General features: G+C 54.1%; 16 protein-coding genes. 7 read left to right on the top strand and 9 right to left on the bottom strand.

Annotated features, from left to right (window positions below; genetic code table 11):
- Positions 1-73: 73 nt before the first annotated feature.
- Genes lptD through apaH form a run of 6 tightly spaced genes read left to right on the top strand, consistent with a single transcriptional unit; the run spans position 74 to position 6,803 of the window.
- The gene (lptD, locus tag L350_RS09030) at positions 74-2,425 is read left to right on the top strand and encodes an LPS assembly protein LptD (RefSeq protein ID WP_032625449.1); all 2,352 of its coding nucleotides are present in this window, start codon (positions 74-76) and stop codon (positions 2,423-2,425) included.
- A 53-nt stretch (positions 2,426-2,478) separates the two neighbouring features.
- Complete coding sequence (gene surA, locus L350_RS09035; protein WP_032625447.1) at positions 2,479-3,765, top strand: peptidylprolyl isomerase SurA; 1,287 nt, start codon at positions 2,479-2,481, stop codon at positions 3,763-3,765.
- Positions 3,765-4,751, top strand: a complete 987-nt coding sequence (pdxA, locus tag L350_RS09040; RefSeq protein ID WP_022647019.1) for a 4-hydroxythreonine-4-phosphate dehydrogenase PdxA — start codon at positions 3,765-3,767, stop codon at positions 4,749-4,751. The genes surA and pdxA overlap by 1 nt, the downstream gene beginning before the upstream one ends.
- Positions 4,748-5,569 (top strand): 16S rRNA (adenine(1518)-N(6)/adenine(1519)-N(6))-dimethyltransferase RsmA, encoded by an 822-nt coding sequence (gene rsmA / locus L350_RS09045; RefSeq protein WP_022647018.1) that lies wholly within the window; start codon positions 4,748-4,750, stop codon positions 5,567-5,569. The genes pdxA and rsmA overlap by 4 nt, the downstream gene beginning before the upstream one ends.
- A 3-nt stretch (positions 5,570-5,572) precedes the next feature.
- Complete coding sequence (gene apaG, locus L350_RS09050) at positions 5,573-5,950, top strand: Co2+/Mg2+ efflux protein ApaG (protein ID WP_032625445.1); 378 nt, start codon at positions 5,573-5,575, stop codon at positions 5,948-5,950.
- Positions 5,951-5,954: 4 nt separating this feature from the next.
- Entirely contained in the window at positions 5,955-6,803 is an 849-nt protein-coding gene (apaH, locus tag L350_RS09055) for a bis(5'-nucleosyl)-tetraphosphatase (symmetrical) ApaH (protein WP_022647017.1), read from the top strand.
- 39 nt (positions 6,804-6,842) lie between these two features.
- Here the strand turns inward: apaH and folA are convergent, their stop codons facing one another.
- From folA to kefF, 3 genes are all read right to left on the bottom strand, one after another.
- Entirely contained in the window at positions 6,843-7,322 is a 480-nt protein-coding gene (folA, locus tag L350_RS09060) for a type 3 dihydrofolate reductase (RefSeq protein WP_003856431.1), read from the bottom strand.
- A gap of 114 nt (positions 7,323-7,436) precedes the next feature.
- A complete protein-coding gene (gene kefC, locus L350_RS09065) occupies positions 7,437-9,302 on the bottom strand; it encodes a glutathione-regulated potassium-efflux system protein KefC (RefSeq protein WP_022647016.1) in 1,866 nt (621 codons plus the stop codon).
- The gene (kefF, locus tag L350_RS09070) at positions 9,295-9,825 is read right to left on the bottom strand and encodes a glutathione-regulated potassium-efflux system oxidoreductase KefF (RefSeq protein WP_032625442.1); all 531 of its coding nucleotides are present in this window, start codon (positions 9,823-9,825) and stop codon (positions 9,295-9,297) included. Before kefF ends, kefC begins: the two co-directional genes overlap by 8 nt.
- 376 nt (positions 9,826-10,201) lie before the next feature.
- Between kefF and L350_RS09075 the strand changes: the two genes are divergently transcribed.
- Complete coding sequence (locus L350_RS09075; protein ID WP_032625439.1) at positions 10,202-13,249, top strand: autotransporter family protein; 3,048 nt, start codon at positions 10,202-10,204, stop codon at positions 13,247-13,249.
- A gap of 50 nt (positions 13,250-13,299) precedes the next feature.
- On the opposite strand, the gene L350_RS09080 is transcribed toward L350_RS09075, so the two are convergent.
- From L350_RS09080 to fkpB, 6 genes are all read right to left on the bottom strand, one after another.
- Complete coding sequence (locus tag L350_RS09080) at positions 13,300-13,533, bottom strand: YgdI/YgdR family lipoprotein (RefSeq protein ID WP_003856439.1); 234 nt, start codon at positions 13,531-13,533, stop codon at positions 13,300-13,302.
- A gap of 182 nt (positions 13,534-13,715) precedes the next feature.
- Positions 13,716-16,940, bottom strand: coding sequence for a carbamoyl-phosphate synthase large subunit (gene carB / locus L350_RS09085; RefSeq protein WP_032625437.1), 3,225 nt, complete (start codon positions 16,938-16,940; stop codon positions 13,716-13,718).
- 18 nt (positions 16,941-16,958) lie between these two features.
- Positions 16,959-18,107, bottom strand: a complete 1,149-nt coding sequence (gene carA, locus L350_RS09090) for a glutamine-hydrolyzing carbamoyl-phosphate synthase small subunit (protein ID WP_023299297.1) — start codon at positions 18,105-18,107, stop codon at positions 16,959-16,961.
- A 454-nt stretch (positions 18,108-18,561) separates the two neighbouring features.
- Complete coding sequence (gene dapB / locus L350_RS09095; RefSeq protein WP_022647011.1) at positions 18,562-19,383, bottom strand: 4-hydroxy-tetrahydrodipicolinate reductase; 822 nt, start codon at positions 19,381-19,383, stop codon at positions 18,562-18,564.
- A gap of 205 nt (positions 19,384-19,588) precedes the next feature.
- Positions 19,589-20,539, bottom strand: a complete 951-nt coding sequence (ispH, locus tag L350_RS09100; protein WP_032625434.1) for a 4-hydroxy-3-methylbut-2-enyl diphosphate reductase — start codon at positions 20,537-20,539, stop codon at positions 19,589-19,591.
- Between the two features lies 1 nt (position 20,540).
- Positions 20,541-20,990, bottom strand: a complete 450-nt coding sequence (gene fkpB / locus L350_RS09105; RefSeq protein WP_032625432.1) for an FKBP-type peptidyl-prolyl cis-trans isomerase — start codon at positions 20,988-20,990, stop codon at positions 20,541-20,543.
- Between the last annotated feature and the right edge of the window lie 111 nt (positions 20,991-21,101).

The raw sequence follows: 21,101 nt of genomic DNA, 5'->3' as shown, positions 1-21,101 counted from the left end.
CGCTGATGAGTAAGATAGTCTCTGAGCGTTTGTAAGCCGTAGCCACTGATGACGGAACAATAAAATACAACGTATGAAAAAACGTATCCCCACCCTTCTGGCCACAATGATTGGCACCGCCCTGTACAGCCAACAGGGGCTCGCAGCCGATCTCGCCTCGCAGTGTATGCTTGGCGTCCCAAGTTACAATCGCCCACTGGTGAAAGGCGATACGAATGACTTACCCGTCACCATTAATGCCGACAGCGCAAAAGGTAATTATCCTGACAATGCAACCTTTACGGGCAATGTCGATATTAACCAGGGTAACAGCCGTCTGCTGGCTGACGAAGTGCAATTGCACCAGAAGCAGCCGGAAGGTGCTCAGGCGCCTGTCCGTACGGTGGATGCGCTGGGTAATGTGCACTATGACGACAATCAGGTCATCCTGAAAGGTCCGAAAGCCTGGTCGAATCTGAATACCAAAGACACCAACGTCTGGGAAGGTGATTATCAGATGGTCGGTCGTCAGGGGCGCGGTACCGCAGACCTGATGAAGCAGCGCGGCAAGAACCGCTACACCATTCTCGAAAACGGCTCGTTTACGTCCTGTTTGCCAGGGTCAAATACCTGGAGCGTTGTGGGCAGCGAAGTGATCCACGACCGTGAAGAACAGGTTGCAGAGATCTGGAACGCCCGTTTTAAACTCGGCCCGGTGCCCATTTTCTATAGTCCTTACCTGCAACTGCCTGTGGGTGACAAACGTCGTTCAGGCTTCCTGATCCCGAACGCCAAGTACAGCACGTCGAACTACTTTGAGTTCTACCTGCCGTACTACTGGAACATTGCGCCCAACATGGACGCCACAATCACGCCGCACTACATCCATAAGCGCGGTAACATCATGTGGGAGAACGAATTCCGCTATCTGACCAAAGCGGGCGCGGGCCTGATGGAGTTTGATTATCTGCCATCAGATAAGGTGTTCCAGGACGAACATCCGAGCGAAGGTGATAAGCACCGCTGGATGTACTACTGGAAGCACGCCGGGGTATTGGATCAGGTGTGGCGCTTCAACATCGACTACACCAAAGTCAGCGATCCGTATTACTTCAACGACTTCGACTCTAAATACGGGTCCAGTACCGACGGTTACGCCACGCAGATATTCAGCGTGGGCTACGCCATTGAAAATTTTGACGCAACGGTGTCGACCAAGCAGTTCCAGGTGTTTGATACGCAAACAAACAGCACCTACGGTGCAGAGCCGCAGCTGGACGTGAACTGGTACCAGAACGATGTGGGTCCTTTCGACACGCACGTTTACGCTCAGGCGGTCCATTTCGTCAACACCAACTCGGATATGCCGGAATCAACGCGTCTGCATATCGAGCCGACGATCAATCTGCCGTGGTCAAACGACTGGGCAAGCCTGAATACCGAAGCCAAGCTGATGGCCACCCACTATCAGCAGAAAAATCTGGACTGGTATAACAAACGCTATGGCACCGATCTTGAAGAGTCGGTAAACCGTACGCTTCCGCAGTTCAAAATGGACGGGAAGCTGATTTTCGAACGTGACATGGCTCTTCTCGCGGATGGATACACCCAGACGCTTGAGCCACGTATGCAGTATCTGTACGTGCCTTATCGCGATCAGAGCAAAATTCAAAACTACGACTCGTCCTTCCTGCAATCAGACTACAGCGGCCTGTTCCGCGATCGTACCTACGGCGGCCTTGACCGTATTGCGTCTGCTAACCAGTTAACGACCGGCGTCACAACGCGCGTTTATGATGATGCTGCCGTTGAACGTTTTAACGTTTCTGTTGGTCAAATCTACTATTTCACCGAGTCTCGTACCGGTGATGACCACATTAACTGGGAGAAAGACAACAAAACGGGCTCACTGGTATGGGCGGGCGACACCTACTGGCGTATGACGGATCGTTGGGGTCTGCGCGGTGGTGTTCAGTACGATACACGACTGGACAATATCGCGACGGGCAGCGCTGCCATCGAATATCGTCGTGATGAAGATCGCATGTTGCAGTTGACGTACCGTTACGCCAGCCCGGAGTATATCCAGGCGACATTGCCAAACTATGCGAATACAGACCAATACAAAGACGGTATTTCACAGGTGGGTACCGCCGCGAGCTGGCCTATCGCCGATCGTTGGTCAGTCGTCGGAGCCTACTACTATGACACGAATACCCAAAAACCTGCTGACCAGATGCTGGGTCTGCAATATAACTCCTGCTGTTACGCAATACGTGTCGGTTACGAACGCAAACTTAACGGCTGGGATACGCAAAACAGTCAGGGCAAATACGATAACGTGATTGGCTTTAATATCGAGTTGCGCGGCCTGAGCTCTAACTACGGTCTGGGCACGCAGCAGATGCTGCGCTCGAACATTCTGCCGTATCGTAGTTCATTGTAATGTGCTTGATTTACAACGTAATCCGCTTTGCGGTTAATTGAAATGGAAAAAGTATGAAGAACTGGAAAACGCTGCTACTCGGTGTCGCTATGGTTGCGAATACCAGCTTCGCGGCCCCACAGGTTGTCGATAAAGTCGCGGCTGTGGTTAACAACGGCGTCGTGCTTGAAAGTGACGTTGACGGTTTGATGAAATCTGTAAAGCTCAACTCGGGCCAGGCAGGTCAACAACTTCCGGATGACGCTACGCTGCGCCACCAGATCCTGGAACGTCTGATCATGGATCAGATTGTCCTGCAAATGGGCCAGAAAATGGGTGTGAAGATCTCTGACGAGCAGCTCGATCAGGCGATCGCTAACATTGCAAAGCAGAACAACATTACCCCGGACCAGATGCGTAGCCGCCTGGCCTATGACGGCATCAGCTATGCCACCTACCGTAATCAGATCCGTAAAGAGATGCTGATTTCAGAAGTGCGTAACAATGAAGTCCGTCGCCGCGTCACCATCCTGCCTCAGGAAGTGGATGCCCTGGCGAAACAGGTGGGTAATCAGAATGATGCCAGCACTGAACTTAACCTGAGCCACATACTGATCCCACTGCCGGAAAACCCAACCTCCGATCAGGCGGCTGAGGCGGAAAGTCAGGCGCGCGCTATCGTTGAGCAGGCGCGTAATGGCGATGACTTCGGCAAACTGGCGATCACCTTCTCTGCTGACCAGCAGGCGCTGAAAGGCGGCCAGATGGGCTGGGGCCGTATTCAGGAGCTGCCATCCCTGTTTGCCCAGGCGCTGAGCACGGCGAAGAAAGGCGACATCGTCGGTCCAATCCGTTCCGGTGTGGGCTTCCACATTCTGAAAGTGAACGACCTGCGCGGTCAGAGCCAGAACATTTCGGTTACCGAAGTGCATGCGCGCCATATCCTGCTCAAACCGTCTCCAATCATGACTGACGATCAGGCCCGTGCGAAGCTGGAACAAATCGCCGCAGACATCAAGAGCGGTAAAACCACCTTCGATAAAGCGGCAAAAGAGTTCTCTCAGGATCCTGGCTCTGCAAACCAGGGCGGTGACCTGGGTTGGGCGGCAGCGGATATTTACGATCCAGCTTTCCGCGATGCGTTAATGAAGCTGAATAAGGGTCAGATGAGCGCGCCAGTGCACTCCTCCTTCGGCTGGCATCTGATCCAGCTGATGGACACGCGCAACGTGGACAAAACCGACGCGGCGCAGAAAGATCGTGCGTATCGCATGCTGTTTAACCGTAAGTTCTCTGAAGAAGCCGCAACCTGGATGCAGGAACAACGCGCCAGCGCTTACGTGAAAGTGTTGAGCAACTAATGAAACCGCATCGTGTTGTGATCACTCCCGGCGAACCCGCCGGGATTGGGCCTGACCTTGTGGTTCAGCTCGCCCAGCGCAGCTGGCCGGTAGAGTTGGTGGTCTGCGCAGATGCAACACTGCTACAAGACCGGGCAGCCTTGCTCGGTCTGCCTTTAACGCTCCTCCCTTACGTTGAAGGCCAACAGCCCGCACCGCAGCAGGCTGGTACTCTCACCCTGCTTTCAGTTCCGCTCCGTGCACCTGTTGTCCCCGGTGAGTTACACATCGAAAACGGCCACTACGTTGTCGAGACGCTGGCGCGCGCCTGTGACGGTTGCCTTCAGGGCGAATTTGCCGCCCTGATCACCGGTCCGGTGCATAAAGGCGTAATCAACGACGCGGGCATTCCATTTACCGGGCATACCGAATTTTTCGAAGAGCGTTCGCACAGCCCGAAAGTGGTGATGATGCTGGCAACCGAAGCAATGCGCGTTGCGCTGGTAACAACGCACCTGCCGATCAAAGCCATTCCGGATGCCATTACGCCTGAACTCCTGCGTGAGATCATTGGCATTTTGCATCATGATCTGCAAACCAAATTCGGTATTCCACAGCCGCATGTGCTGGTTTGCGGCCTGAATCCGCACGCGGGTGAGGGCGGACATATGGGCACTGAAGAGATCGACACCATCATTCCGGTGCTTGAGGAGATGCGGGCGAAGGGGATGAACCTCAGCGGGCCACTGCCTGCCGACACCCTTTTCCAGCCCAAATACCTGGATAAAGCCGATGCCGTACTCGCGATGTACCACGATCAGGGTCTGCCCGTGCTAAAATACCAGGGATTTGGTCGCGGGGTGAATATCACCCTCGGCTTACCCTTTATTCGAACGTCCGTTGACCACGGTACTGCGCTGGATCTGGCAGGCCAAGGAAAAGCGGATGTCGGCAGTTTTATCACGGCGCTTAATCTCGCCATCAAAATGATTGTTAATACTCAATGACTAATCGAGTCCATCAGGGCCACTTAGCCCGTAAACGCTTCGGGCAAAACTTCCTCAACGATCAGTTTGTGATCGACAGTATCGTTTCTGCCATTAATCCGCAGAAAGGCCAGGCCATGGTCGAAATCGGCCCGGGTCTTGCCGCGCTGACCGAGCCGGTAGGCGAACGCCTTGACGAACTGACCGTTATCGAACTCGACCGCGATCTGGCCGCGCGTCTGCAAACGCACCCTTTCCTCGGGCCGAAGCTGACGATTTATCAGCAGGATGCGATGACCATGAACTTTGGCGAACTGTCAGAAAAAATGGGACAGCCGCTGCGCGTGTTCGGTAACCTGCCGTACAACATCTCCACCCCGCTGATGTTCCATCTGTTTAGCTATACTGATGCCATTGCCGACATGCACTTCATGTTGCAAAAAGAGGTCGTTAACCGTCTGGTTGCAGGGCCGAACAGTAAAGCGTATGGTCGTTTAAGCGTGATGGCGCAATATTACTGCAACGTGATCCCGGTATTAGAAGTGCCGCCTTCCGCGTTCACGCCACCACCAAAAGTGGATTCTGCGGTTGTGCGCCTGGTGCCACATAAAACGATGCCGTATCCGGTCAAAGACCTGCGCGTGCTGAGCCGTATCACGACAGAAGCCTTTAACCAGCGCCGTAAAACGATTCGTAACAGCCTTGGCAATCTGTTTACCGTTGACGTGTTAGCTGAGTTGGGCATCGACCCGGCAATGCGTGCGGAAAATATTTCCGTAGAGCACTACTGCAAGCTGGCTAATTACATAAGCGACAATGCGCCGCCGAAGGAGAGCTAAGCCATGATTGATTCGCCCCGCGTCTGTGTTCAGGTTCAAAGCGTCTACATTGAGTCCCAATCCACACCGGATGAAGAACGTTTTGTCTTTGCTTATACCGTAACCATTCGCAATCTGGGGCGGACGCCTGTGCAACTGCTCGGGCGCTACTGGCTTATCACCAACGGCAATGGCCGCGAAATTGAAGTCCAGGGTGAAGGTGTGGTCGGTGAACAACCCCATATCGCCCCTGGCGAAGAGTATCAGTACACCAGCGGTGCGGTCATTGAAACGCCACTGGGTACCATGCAAGGCCATTACGAAATGGTCGATGCCGACGGTAATGCTTTCCGCATTGCTATTCCTGTGTTCCGTCTCGCCGTACCTACACTTATTCACTAATCTAATGTCTACATATCTGATTGGCGACGTTCACGGTTGCTACGATGAACTGATCGCATTATTAAAACAGGTCGATTTTACTCCCGGGCAGGACACGCTCTGGCTTACAGGCGATTTAGTGGCGCGCGGCCCTGGCTCCCTTGACGTCCTGCGTTACGTCAAATCTCTGGGCGACAGCGTGCGGCTGGTACTGGGCAACCACGATCTGCATCTGCTGGCCGTATACGCCGGGATCAGCCGTAATAAGCCGAAAGATCGCATTACCCCCCTGCTGGAAGCACCGGATGCCGATGAGTTGCTCAACTGGCTGCGTCGCCAGCCACTGCTACAGATTGACGAAGAGAAAAAGCTGGTGATGGCTCATGCCGGCATCACGCCTCAGTGGGATCTTGAGACGGCAAAAACCTGTGCGCGCGACGCCGAAGCGGTGCTGGCGAGCGACTCCTACCCGTTCTTCCTCGATGCGATGTACGGCGACATGCCGAATAACTGGAGTGATGACCTCAGCGGCCTGGCGCGGCTACGTTTTATCACCAATGCTTTTACGCGGATGCGCTACTGCTTCCCGAACGGGCAGCTGGATATGTATTGCAAAGATACGCCGGAAAATGCCCCTGCGCCGCTTAAGCCATGGTTTGCGATTCCGGGCCCCGTGACAAACGAATATAGCGTGGTATTTGGGCACTGGGCATCACTGGAAGGAAAAGGCACCCCGGAAAATATCTATGCGCTGGATACCGGATGCTGCTGGGGCGGGGATTTAACCTGCTTACGCTGGGAAGATAAAACCTACTTTGTCCAGCCATCCAACCGACAGCTGGATTTAGGCGAGGGAGAGGCGGTCGCCTCCTGAAGATGTTTATCCTCTCCCTTTGGGGAGAGGATAAAAACGTTAACGACGTTCCAGAATTTCGAAGCAGTAGCTGTGCGAGTTCTGCGCATCCGCATCGTGAAACTCACTGAATACGGACTCCCACTCGTCCGGATCGTAATCCGGAAAATGGGTATCCCCTTCCACTTCCGCATCAATGTGCGTCAGATACAGTTTCTGCGCTTTTGGCAGGAACTGCTCATACACGCGACCACCACCGATCACCATGATCTCTTCGGCATCGCCGCAGGCGGCAATCGCTTCATCAACGGATTTCACCCACTGCACGCGATCGTCAGTGCCCGGCTGGCTACTGATCACAATATTCTTACGACCCGGCAATGGACGACCAATCGACTCCCAGGTCAGGCGGCCCATCACTACCGGCTTGTTTAACGTAGTACGTTTAAACCATGCGAGATCGGCAGGCAGGTTCCACGGCATGGCGTTTTCCATGCCGATAACGCGGTCTACCGCCAGCGCTGCAATCAGACTGATCATTGAAAATTTCCCGGATGCAAAAAATTGCCGCCACTATACGGAAAGCTTAATCTTTCGTCGACTGGCGGCAGGGTAAAGAATTAGAAATTTTTTAATATTGCTGGCAACTCCACTTCACGCAGAGGGTTTACTCTCCGGTTCATCCGCAGGATCACCGGTATGCTTGCCCTCTTCCGTCCCTTGCCAGCCGTGGCGCTGAACCAGCGACAGGTGATTACGATCCTCGTTGATGATTTCCGTCAGCATGGTGCTGGTGCGTTTAAACACCGCTGCGCGTTCGGTTGCCGTACTGCTCGCCATCGCCACCATCTCTTCCACCATCTCATGGTTAAAGCGGCGGAACAGATCGGCACGTTCACGCGCTTCATACGCACCAAGCCCCAGACTTTCCAGCGCCATGCGGCCAGATTTGAGCGCCCCTTCGAAGGTTTCACGTTCAGGGGCTGCCACCCCCGCCTGACGCAGCTGGATGTAGTGATCCACATCGCGCGCACGTGAGATAATGGTCAGATGCGGAAAATGTTCTTTAACCAGCTCAACCATCTGCATGCTGGTCTCAGGATCGTCGATGGCGTTAATCAGCACCTCGGCTTTCGCCGCCCCGGCGGATTCCAGCAGGTCCGCCCGGGTCGCATCACCATAAAACACTTTCATATCGAATTTACGCAGCGTATCAACATGGTCAGGATCGTGATCGAGGATAACCATTTTCACACCGCTGGAAAGCAGTAAACGGCCGGCGATCTGCCCGAAGCGGCCAAATCCGGCGATGATCACGCGAGGCTGCTCCTCGTCGATCTCATCGGCTTCTCGCTCCTGTTCGCTTCCCGTTTTTTCCAGACGCGTCAGCAGCACCAGCAGAATTGGCGTTGCGGCCATCGACAGCGCGACCGCCAGCGTCAGCGCTTTTGCCCATTCCGGATCGAGTACATTTGCCATTTGCGCGGCGCCAAAGACCACGAAAGCAAACTCACTCCCCTGCCCCAACAGCACGGCAAACCAGCGGCGTTGCGGTTTTGGCACGTTTAACGGTCGGGCAATCAGCCACAGCATCGCCATTTTAATGACCAGGAAACCCACCAGCAGAATGATGATGCGCAGCGGGTGGGTTACCAGCGTCCCGAAGTCGATAGACATCCCGACGCCGATGAAAAACAGCCCAAGCAGCAATCCTTTAAACGGCTCGATATCGCTTTCCAGCGCGTGACGATATTCGGAGCTTGCCAGTAAGACCCCTGCGAGGAAAGCGCCCATCGCCATCGACAGCCCAGCCTCTTCAAGCAGCAATCCAAAACCAAACACCAGGAATAACGCAACGGCGCTGAATACTTCGCGCAGGCCAGAGCGAGCCACAAAGCGCAGCAACGGACGCGTTACGTAGCGCCCCAGAAGAATTACCAGCGCCAGCGCACCGACAACCTTCAGCGCAGATAAGGCAAATGCCCCCAGCGTCGTTGAAGCGCCGCTGGTTGCCAGCAGCGGGATCATCGCTACCAGCGGGATGGCGGCAATATCCTGGAACAGCAGTACGGAGAAGGTGCTGCGCCCCATTTGCGAGACCGTCAGGTTACGTTCGTTCATTGCCTGCATGGCAATCGCCGTCGAGGAGAGCGCCAGCGTCATGCCAATCAGCTCTGCGACTTTCCACTCCATCCCCAGCAAAATGCAGAACCCGCCCAACAGCAGACCGCAGGCCAGCATTTGCAAAGCGCCACCGCCAAACACCGAGGCGCGCAGTTTCCACAGCCGCTGCGGATCCAATTCCAGGCCAATCACAAACAGCATCAGCACCACGCCGATTTCCGCAAAATGCAGGATTGACTCGGCATCCGTCACCAGCCGAAAGCCCCAGGGGCCAATCACACACCCGGCAATCAGATAGCCGAGCACCGAGCCCAGCCCCAGACGGACCGCCACGGGCACAATTAATGCCGCCGCGCCGAGGTAAATCAGCGCCTGTATCATCGTATGGCTATCCATTGTGCCCCTCCTGCCACTCGAGTAAGCGTTGTTTGTAGTGACGAGCCTGCGCCTGCAAGGTTTCATCGTCGCAGACAAAGGTACAGTGCATTGCAAAAGGCGGAAGCCAGTTCAGGCCACAGTAAAGGGCGGTAGCCTGGAGCGGCTGCGCCAGCACGTCAAATCCGGGGAAAGTGCCAATCTCAAAGTGGCTTTCACCCCCACCGGTGGTTACAGCCCACATCAGGCTTTTTCCCTGAAGCGCTTTGCCGTTATGTCCGTATGCCCAACCGTGCGACAAGACTTTGTCGATCCACAATTTCAGCAGCGGAGGTGTGCTGTACCACTGCATCGGATGCTGCCAGACGATCAGATCGGCACGAGAGAGCGCCTCCTGTTCGGCGGCGACATCGATACTGAAATCAGGATAGAGTTGATAGAGGGAACGTATCTCAACGTTTTCGAGCGTCCTTGCCTGCTCAAGCATCCGTTTATTCGCATGCGAATGTTGCGGATAGGGATGCGCATAAATTATCAAAACCATGAATATGCCTGTCTTTTACTTTTCTTGTAGCATTGAGTGTAGACAGTTACCACCCCGACTTAAAGGGGCTATCTAACGGTTAAAAGTAAAACGCAAGTATTGGCAACCCATCCCACCTTACCAGCGACAGTGGCGCTAAACACGAAGAGCGATACGCGAGACAAATTCATCCTACAAAATAGTTATGGCCATTCATATTATCAACAGATATTTTTAGCGAAACTTAAGTCATTATTTAATAAATCAACCTGTACATAACCTATTGAAAAAATAATAATTTTATGCTTTTTTTTGTTTTAAGCTCACGCTTTAAGACGGACTAAATACGTTTTACGCACGTTATCTAATGTTCCTTCTCACTCAAATGGATGTGTACATGAGCAACAATTTCTTTAGATTAAATCATACAACCAAAACTCTTGGAAAGATATTTCCTGCCTTGTTGATATGCACCCCTGCGGTTGCATTTTCTGCAACGATTGACCAATCAACTTCTGTTCCTCAAGATTTCTCAGCCGATGCTGAATATATTATTAATAAAAACGTGACGATCTCCTCCGCTGGTAGTGAAGCGGCGGTATCGGTCTCTGGGTTTACTCTCACCAATGTCACTAACGAAGGGAATATTTCTGGCACGGGAAATGGCCTGAATATAAATACTGGTGTACAGCGCATTGTAATTAATAACGACATCGGCGCAACCATTTCCTCCACCACCGCGAATGCGGTGAATATTCAGTCACTACTCGGTGATTTTAATAACAGTGGAAACATTACTGGCTCGGAAAATGGCATTTTTGTCAGTGAAAACTCCTCCGCAGTAAATATTACCAATACCAGCACCGGAACGATAAAAGGAAAAACAGGTCTTAGTACTCAGGTTGGCATTGGCATTAATAACAGTGGCGAAATTATCGGTACAAACGGTGATGCTATTACGGCAAATGATGGCAACACTAAGATTTTTAACAGTGCCACTGTGCAGGGAACCCAGTACGGAATCAATGTAAAAGATACAGCAAAATTAGATATCAAAAATAGCGGAACGATTAGTGGTGAAACAAACGCTATTATGTTTGCCAGCGATAAAAATAACACGCTACTGCTCGACACTGGCTCCAACCTCATCGGTGACGTAATATCCACAAATTCCAGAGGAAATACCCTGACGTTGATCGGCACCGGTACGGAAGACAGTAACTTCGTGGGTCTGAATGAAGGCGACGGTTTTGCCAGCGTAAAAATGGAGGGTGAAAGCTGGGCACTGTCGGGCGATCTCGACATTATTGGCTCTGGCGACTCCTTGCTGATAGAGACTGGCGCGTTAACCCTGTCGGGTGCGGTATCGAATACCGGTAATACGCGGGTGGCCAAAGACGCCTCGCTGCAACTGGGCGATGGCGAAAAAACTGCGGCGCTCAGCGGTGGGCTCACCAACAATGGTACCGTCATTTTTAATCAGGGTAGCGATTTCACTTTCGCCACCGACATGACCGGTAGCGGTAACGTCGAAAAAGTTGATTCCAACACGCTGACCCTGACAGGCAAAAATAGCTATACAGGGAATACGGTTCTGCACGGTGGCACCACGCTGGTCTCCACCGGAGCAACGCTCGGCGTCAAGGGCAGTAACGCCACCGTTACCGTTGAAAACGGCGCGACCTTTGCCACCGCAGGCGAAGTGAACAACAACATCGCGATTCTTAGCGGCGGTACGCTGGCGGCATGGAATGCAGTCCAGGGTAACTCCACGCTCAGCGCTTCCGGTGTTGATACCATCAACGGCAACGTGGCTAATGGCGGCACGCTGTTGCTGAGTGCGGCTGATAATAGCGTTGGCAATAATTTTACGATTAATGGCGACTACACCGGCTCTGACGGTAGCCAGATTGTGATGAACAGCACTCTGGGTGAAGATAACTCACCAACTGACCACCTCACCATTACGGGCAGCAGCTTCGGTCAGTCCGGCGTCAGCATTACCAACATTGGCGGCGCAGGCGCGCAAACCCTTAACGGTATGGAAATTGTCAGCATTGGCGGCAGTTCCGAAGCCCAGCTGACGCTGGCAAAACCGGTCGTCGCAGGCGCTTGGGAGTATAACCTCTACCAGCACAGTGACGGAAACTGGTATCTGGAATCAAAGGCGACGCCTTCTGATGATCCTTCCGACGACACCGATGACGGTGGCAATAATGATGACGGCGGTAACACCGACGGCGGTGGCAACACCGATAATGGTGGTAACACCGATGACGGTGGTAACACAGATGACGGTGGTAACGCCGATGATGGTGGTAACACCGACAACGGCGGCAACACTGACAACGGCGGCAACACCGATAACGGCGGCAACACTGACAACGGTGGCAACACCGATAACGGCGGCAACACTGACAACGGCGGCAACACCGATAACGGCGGCAACACTGACAACGGCGGCAACACCGATAACGGCGGCAACACCGATAACGGCGGTAACAGTGCCCCGGAAGTTATGGCACCTGAAGTGGGTGCTTACTTAGGTAACTACCTTGCCGCGCAGAGCATGTTCCTGCATAAGCGCGACGATCGCGACCAGCTCACTTTCCGCAATGAAGACGATCTGAACACATGGATGTACGTTAAGGGTCGCTATCATGAGAACGATGCGGGTGGCGATAAAGTCAGCTACGACACCACCACCACCGTTCTGCAAGTCGGCAGCGATTTCATGAGCAAGCCAATGGATAACGGCATCCTGCGTGCCGGTGGTATGTTCGGTGCAGGCCAGGCGAAGACCCACTCTGATGCGAAGCACAACGTGCGTGACGCACAGGGTAAAGTTGATGGCTTCAATGTTGGGCTTTACGCCACCTGGCAGGAAGATCAGAAATTACGTCTGGGCAGCTACGTTGATACCTGGGCCGCTTATAGCTGGTACAACAACAAAGTCACCAGCAATCGTAACGATGAAGATTACGATAGCGAAGGTTTCGCCGCGTGTGTTGAAGTCGGCCACGCGTGGGTTATCCAGTCTGAAAATGAACGTACATGGAAGATCGAGCCACAGGCGCAGGTGATCTACAGCTATCTCGATCAGGAAAATCACACCGATCGCGACGGCGTACGCGTAACCACGCTGGACAATGACAGCGTCTTTGGTCGTCTTGGCGTTAAAGCAAGCTACTTCCAGCAGAAGGACGTCAAGGCCTGGCAGCCATACGTCGCAGTTAACTGGTTGAAAGGTGCTGGTCAAAACGATCTGGCATTCAACGACGAAACCGTCAGCAACGATACGCCAGAAGATCGTGGTCAGTTAGAGCTGGGCATAACCGGCAACCTGAACGAAACCACAACGATCTCCCTGCGTGCCAGCGGTGAGTGGGGTGAAAACAGCTATGCCGCTTACGGCGGTCATATTTTGTTAAACCATCGCTGGTAATCGATCATTCTGACGCAAAAAAAGCAGTGGCATGTGCCACTGCTTTTTTTTTAGTTATCCAGCTCACCCATTGATTTAACCTGGTCACGGTTAATCTGTTCAGTTTGACCGGTTTCGGCGTTTTTGTACGATACCAGACCGGTATCGTCATCCACCTGCGGTTTCCCGTCAGTAACGATAGTTTTACCATCGGTGGTTTTTACGGCCTGATTTGACGAACAGCCCGCCACGGTGAACATTGCAGTGGCAGCCAGAACGGAAGCGATCAGTAGTTTATTTTGCATGGTGTTTTCCCCTGCTCTCAGTTGAATTTTCGTTATCGACCTAACCATTTTAGGCTAACTGACTGAAAGCGGATGAAAAACCAGAAGGTTCTTAAGATGGGTAAAGAAAACCGTAGGGCGGGTAAGCGAAGCGCCACCCGCCACTTGCCCGGCGGCGCTAACGCTTGCCGGGCCTACGCAGATTACTTGCTAATCTGAGCGTGCATTTCCTGCACCGAAATCACCTTCTCGGTGGCATCCGCATTCAGCGCCATGGCCGTCGCGAAACCGCCGTTCAGGGTGGTGTCGTAATGCACTTTATACTGGAGCGCGCTGCGGCGAATCAGCTTGGAGTCTTCAATCGCCTGGCGACCTGCGGTGGTGTTGATGATGTAGGTGTACTCACCATTCTTGATACGGTCCTGAATGTGCGGACGACCTTCATGCACCTTGTTCACCAGACGCGGGTTGATCCCAGCTTCACCCAGCACAATTGCCGTGCCGTGGGTTGCATCCAGCTCGAAGCCCTGTTTAAGCAGCTTGGCGGCCAGGTCAACCACGCGCTCTTTATCGCCTTCGCGAACGGAGAGCAGCGCACGGCCCGATTTTCTCATGGTGGAGCTGCTGCCCAGCTGTGCCTTGGCAAACGCTTCTGCGAAGGTGCGGCCCACGCCCATCACTTCCCCGGTAGAGCGCATCTCTGGCCCTAACAGTGGGTCAACGCCCGGGAATTTGTTGAACGGCAGCACCACCTCTTTCACCGAGTAGTACGGCGGGATGATTTCTTTCGTGACGCCCTGCTGAGCCAGCGTCTGGCCAGCCATCACGCGCGCCGCCACTTTCGCCAGCGGAATACCGGTCGCTTTAGAGACGAACGGTACGGTACGCGCCGCACGCGGGTTGACTTCAATCAGATAAACTTCGTTGTCTTTCACTGCGAACTGAACGTTCATCAGGCCGCGAACCTGTAGCTCGAAGGCCAGCTTCTGCACCTGCTGACGCATCACATCCTGAATCTCCTGGCTCAGGGTGTACGCAGGAAGAGAACATGCGGAGTCACCGGAGTGCACACCAGCCTGCTCGATGTGCTCCATGATGCCGCCAATCAGCACCATTTCGCCGTCGCAGATAGCGTCAACGTCGACTTCAACCGCGTCGTCGAGGAAGCGGTCGAGCAGCACTGGCGCATCGTTGGAAACGCTCACCGCCGTCTGGAAGTAGCGACGCAGGTCGGCTTCGTCATAGACGATTTCCATCGCACGGCCGCCCAGTACGTAGGATGGACGCACCACCAGCGGGTAACCAATCTCTTTCGCTTTCTCAACGGCCATTTCAATCGCGGTCACGGTGGCGTTCGCCGGCTGTTTCAGCTTGAGACGATCAACTGCCTGCTGGAAACGCTCGCGGTCTTCCGCACGGTCAATCGCGTCCGGGCTGGTGCCGATGACCGGCACACCTGCTGCTTCCAGCGCACGCGCCAGCTTCAGCGGAGTCTGGCCGCCATACTGCACGATCACGCCTTTCGGCTTCTCGATGCGCACGATTTCAAGCACGTCTTCCAGGGTTACCGGCTCGAAGTAGAGGCGGTCGGAAGTGTCGTAGTCGGTCGAGACGGTTTCCGGGTTACAGTTGACCATGATGGTCTCGTAACCGTCTTCGCGCAGCGCCAGCGAGGCATGCACGCAGCAGTAGTCGAACTCAATGCCCTGGCCGATACGGTTTGGACCGCCGCCCAGCACCATAATCTTGTCGCGGTCGACGGACGGGTTCGCCTCGCACTCATCTTCATAGGTGGAGTACATGTACGCGGTATCGGTCGAGAACTCTGCCGCACAGGTATCCACGCGCTTGTAAACCGGGTGCAGGTCATACTGGTCGCGCAGCTTGCGGATCTCCGCTTCACGTACGCCCGCCAGTTTAGCCAGACGCGCATCGGCGAAGCCTTTGCGCTTCAGCATGCGCAGGAAGTCTGCGTCAAGGCCGTTGATGCCCAGCTCTGCCACTTTCTCTTCCAGACGCACCAGCTCTTCAATCTGCACCAGGAACCAGCGGTCGATGTTAGTCAGGTTAAATACGCCGTCGACGGAGAGGCCCGCACGGAAGGCATCGGCGATGTACCAGATACGCTCTGCGCCCGCGTCTTTCAGCTCGCGGCGGATTTTGGTCAGTGCTTCCGGGTCGTCCAGGCTGACTTTCGGGTCAAAGCCGGTCGCGCCCACTTCCAGGCCACGCAGCGCTTTTTGCAGGGATTCCTGCTGCGTGCGGCCAATCGCCATGACTTCACCAACGGATTTCATCTGGGTAGTCAGACGGTCGTTCGCGCCGGCGAATTTCTCGAAGTTAAAGCGAGGAATTTTGGTCACAACGTAGTCGATGGACGGTTCGAAGGACGCTGGCGTGCGGCCACCGGTGATGTCGTTCATCAGCTCGTCAAGGGTGTAACCCACCGCCAGTTTCGCCGCCACTTTCGCAATCGGGAAGCCGGTGGCTTTGGAGGCCAGCGCGGAGGAACGGGACACGCGCGGGTTCATTTCGATAACAATCAGACGGCCGGTTTTCGGGTTCACCGAGAACTGCACGTTCGAGCCGCCGGTTTCCACGCCGATTTCACGCAGTACCGCCATCGAGGCGTTACGCATGATTTGGTACTCTTTGTCGGTCAGCGTCTGAGCTGGCGCAACGGTGATGGAGTCGCCGGTGTGGATCCCCATCGCATCGAAGTTTTCGATGGAGCAGACGATGATGCAGTTGTCGTTTTTATCACGCACCACTTCCATCTCGTACTCTTTCCAGCCAATCAGCGATTCATCAATCAGCAGCTCTTTGGTTGGGGAGAGATCCAGACCGCGTTCGCAAATCTCTTCGAACTCTTCGCGGTTGTAGGCGATACCGCCGCCGGTGCCGCCCATGGTGAATGATGGACGGATGATGCACGGATAGCCCACGTCAGCCGCGACGGCCAGCGCTTCTTCCATGTTGTGTGCGATACCGGAACGCGCGGTGTCGAGGCCAATTTTTTTCATTGCTACGTCGAAGCGACGACGGTCTTCTGCTTTATCAATCGCGTCGGCGGTTGCACCAATCATGGTCACGCCGAACTCTTCCAGCACGCCCTGACGCTCCAGCTCCAGTGCACAGTTCAGCGCCGTCTGGCCGCCCATGGTCGGCAGCACCGCATCCGGACGCTCTTTCTCGATAATTTTGCGTACCACTTCCCAGTGAATCGGCTCAATGTAGGTCGCATCTGCCATTTCCGGGTCGGTCATGATGGTGGCCGGGTTAGAGTTGACCAGGATGACGCGGTACCCCTCTTCGCGCAGGGCTTTACACGCCTGCGCGCCGGAGTAGTCAAATTCGCAGGCCTGGCCGATCACGATCGGGCCAGCGCCAAGGATCAGGATGCTTTTTATGTCTGTACGTTTTGGCATGGTCTTCTCAGCTCCTGATTATTTAGCAGTCTTACGGTATTGCTCGATAAGTTCGATGAAGTGATCGAACAGCGGCGCGGCATCGTGTGGGCCCGGGCTGGCTTCAGGGTGGCCCTGGAAGCTGAACGCAGGCTTATCGGTGCGATGGATACCCTGCAAGGTACCATCGAACAGTGACTTATGCGTCACGCGCAGGTTAGCTGGCATCGTCGCTTCATCCACAGCGAAGCCGTGGTTCTGCGCGGTGATCATTACCGTGTTGTTGTCGATATCTTTCACCGGGTGGTTACCACCATGGTGGCCGAACTTCATCTTGACGGTGTTCGCTCCGCTCGCCAGCGCCAGCAGCTGATGGCCGAGACAGATGCCGAATACCGGGATATCGGTTTCAAGGAAGGACTTAATGGCGTCGATAGCGTAGTCACACGGCGCCGGGTCGCCAGGACCGTTAGAGAGGAAGATGCCGTCCGGGTTCATCTTCAGAACATCTTCCGCAGACGTTTGTGCCGGGACGACCGTCAGGCGGCAGCCACGGTCAACCAGCATACGCAGGATGTTGCGCTTGGCACCAAAATCGTAGGCCACCACGTGGAACGGCAGCTCGCTTTCCGGTTTCGCTTCCGGCAGGTCGCCTTCCAGCGTCCAGCTTCCCTGCGTCCAGCTGTAGGCTTCTGTGGTAGTCACTTCTTTCGCCAGGTCCATCCCGTTCAGGCCCGGGAAGGCTTTCGCTTTTTCCAGCGCCAGCGCCGCATCGAGGTTGTCCCCTGCGATGATGCAGCCATTTTGTGCACCCTTCTCGCGCAGCAGACGCGTCAGCTTACGGGTATCGATATCGGCAATCGCCACAATGTTATGGCGCTTCAGGTAAGAAGAGAGGTCTTCGGTGTTGCGGAAGTTGCTGGCAATCAGCGGCAGGTCGCGAATGACCAGGCCTTGTGCATGTACCTGAGAGGATTCTTCGTCAGCCGCATTGGTGCCGACATTGCCGATATGAGGATAAGTAAGAGTAACGATTTGGCGAGAATAGGAAGGATCAGTGAGGATTTCTTGATAACCGGTCATTGAAGTATTGAAAACGACTTCCCCAACCGCCGAACCCGTTGCCCCTATGGCCCGACCGATAAACTGGGTTCCGTCTTCCAGAACCAATAGCGCTGACTTAATCAAAACACCCTCCAGAGAATATTCACTCACTTTATTTGCATATTAATTCATAACCATGTCATGGATCAATGCAAATGTGTTGCCAGCGGATTTTTGGCAAACGGCGGCATTCTGGGGATTTGCCATGTAAAAGTCAACTTAAAACGGGGATTTTGTTTATTCTTTTGCAGGCCTGATGGCTTGATTTCAAATTAAGCGGCAAAAAGATCAACTAAATCACTGTGGAAACCGCTTGCGCAGGCAGTTTAAAAGAAACAATCGTCTTGCGGGAATAAAAAGTGGACCAGATGGTCAAAATTTACAGTACAGCAACATAAAATAGCATGAAAACACTTACTTTAAATGATTTAAATGCAATAATCCTTTGAAATAGATAAAATAAAAGGGCAATAAAATATTGCCCTATGCAATCAAACAGTTACGACTGCAATAACCACATCACGATGGGTAATAACACTTACAAATTGTTGAGTTCGAGCACATCTCGCATATCAAAAAGACCATTTGGCTTACCTTTTAGCCACAGTGCAGAGCGTACCGCCCCGTTTGCAAACGTCATGCGGCTGGATGCTTTATGTGTGATTTCGACCCTTTCACCAATATCGGCGAACATAGCGGTATGTTCGCCGACGATATCACCCGCGCGAACGGTGGCAAAACCAATGGTGCCAGGCACGCGCTCGCCAGTGTGACCTTCGCGAGAATAGACCGCGATGTCTTTCAAATCTTTATCCATTGCATAAGCAATCGCTTCGCCCATCGCCAGCGCCGTGCCAGATGGGGCATCGACTTTATGGCGGTGGTGCGCTTCAATAATCTCAATGTCGGTATAGTCGCCCATCACCTTCGCTGCCTTTTCCAGCAGTTTCAGCATAACGTTAACGCCTACGCTAAAGTTCGCGGCGAAGACAATTGCAATGTCGGCGGCTGCTTCCTGAATGGCCTGTTTACCGGCATCATCGAAACCGGTGGTGCCAATCACCATCCCTTTACCGTGCTGGCGGCAAAACGCCAGGTGAGTCAAAGTGCCTTCCGGACGGGTAAAGTCGATGAACACGTCAAAGTCTTCTTTCACCGCCTCCAGGTTGCTCTGCACGGTAACGCCTGTCTTGCCCGCGCCTGCCAGCTCGCCTGCATCGGAGCCCAGCAGGGATGAACCTTCACGCTCCAGCGCCGCGCCAAGTGCCACGCCATCCATCTGTAGTGCCGCCTGAATCAGCTGGCGACCCATACGTCCACCCGCGCCCGCAATGGCGACACGGATCTGTGCATCATGCATAGTTATTCTCTTACGTTAAAATGATGTAAACCGTTTTCAGATTAACCAGCCTTCGCTAAGGCTGCCAACTGAAAACACCAATAATTAGAATTTAACGTGAAACCGACTCAGATATCAGTAAAAGACATGATTTTGTCGTCACGATAAGATACGAAGCAAAAAAAAGGCCAGCACAGAAGGTGCTGGCCTTTCATCAGAAAAGAAATTATTCCACTTCGCGGGCGTCGATTCGCAGCTCTTTCGGCACTTCAAAGACAATGTTCTCTTCACGGCCTTCCAGCGGCACCGCTTCGCCACCACCCAGCTCTTGCAGGCGGGCAATGACGTTTTGCACCAGAATATCCGGCGCTGAAGCACCTGCGGTAACACCGACGCAGGCCGCGTTTTTCACCCACGCTTCCTGAATGTCCGTTGCGTCGTCGATCAGAAACGCCGCTTTCCCCATACGCTGCGCCAGTTCGGCCAGACGGTTAGAGTTAGAGGAGTTTTTTGAACCGACCACCAGCACCACGTCCGCCTGTTCAGCCAACGCGCGCACGGCTTCCTGACGGTTGGTGGTTGCGTAGCAGATATCATCTTTGCGCGGCCCGACGATTTTTGGGAAGCGCTGGCGCAGGGCGTCAATCACGTCTGAGGTGTCGTCCACGGAAAGCGTCGTCTGGGTCATAAACGACAGACGCGCTTCGTTTTTCACATTCAGCGTAAAAACGTCTTCCGGCGACTCAACCAGATACATGCCCCCTTCCGGGTTGCTGTACTGACCCATGGTGCCTTCAACTTCCGGGTGACCGGCATGGCCAATCAGAATCGACTCTTCACCACGACGGCTTGCACGCGCCACTTCCATATGCACCTTGGTCACTAACGGACAGGTGGCATCGAATACGGTCAGATCGCGGCTTTTGGCTTCGTTACGTACGGCCTGGGATACGCCGTGCGCGGAGAAGATGAGGATTGCGCCGTCCGGCGCTTCGCTGATCTGCTCGATAAAAATCGCACCGCGCTCGCGCAGGCTGTCGACCACGTAGCGGTTGTGCACCACTTCGTGACGCACGTAAATCGGCGCGCCGTAAATCTCCAGCGCATTTTCAACAATGCTGATAGCGCGGTCTACACCAGCGCAAAAACCGCGCGGGTTAGCCAACAGGATCTGCATTTCAGGCCTCCAGCGCCGGATCGATCTCCAGCACTTCTACATCAAAATGAACGGTACGCCCGGCAAGCGGATGGTTGAAATCAACGGCAATGGAGTCACCGTTGATTTCGCGGATCACGCCAGGCATTTCGCTGCCGTCCATAGCGGTAAAGAGCATAATTGCCCCGATCTCCGGTTCACCCGCATCCATAAACTCACGGCGCGAGAAGTACTGAATCAGATCCGGGCTTGGCACACCGAATGCCGCATCCGGTTCCAGTGAGAACGCTTTTTTCTCACCCTCTTTCAGCCCGAGAAGCTGTTGTTCGAGGCCTTCAGACAGGGAGGTGTCGCCCAGACGAAACAGCGCCGGTTTGCCATTGTTGCGGGTGGATTCGGCCGTGGAGCCGTCATCCAGCTTCAGCGTGAAATGAACGAGAACCGCGCTGTTGCTCTGTACGGATTTAGACATGCAAATTGCTCGCTTGTTTTGGGTCACCTGTTGCCCGGTGGCGCTACGCTTACCGGGCCTACGGGGCCACAAATTCTGTAGGCCGGGATCGCTACGCGTCACCCGGCTGGT

The organism is Enterobacter sp. MGH 4, assembly GCF_000534735.1.
GTDB classification, from domain to species: domain Bacteria; phylum Pseudomonadota; class Gammaproteobacteria; order Enterobacterales; family Enterobacteriaceae; genus Enterobacter; species Enterobacter intestinihominis.
Note: the sequence above shows the minus strand (reverse complement) of the source record. Positions and strands in the feature narration are given on the sequence as shown.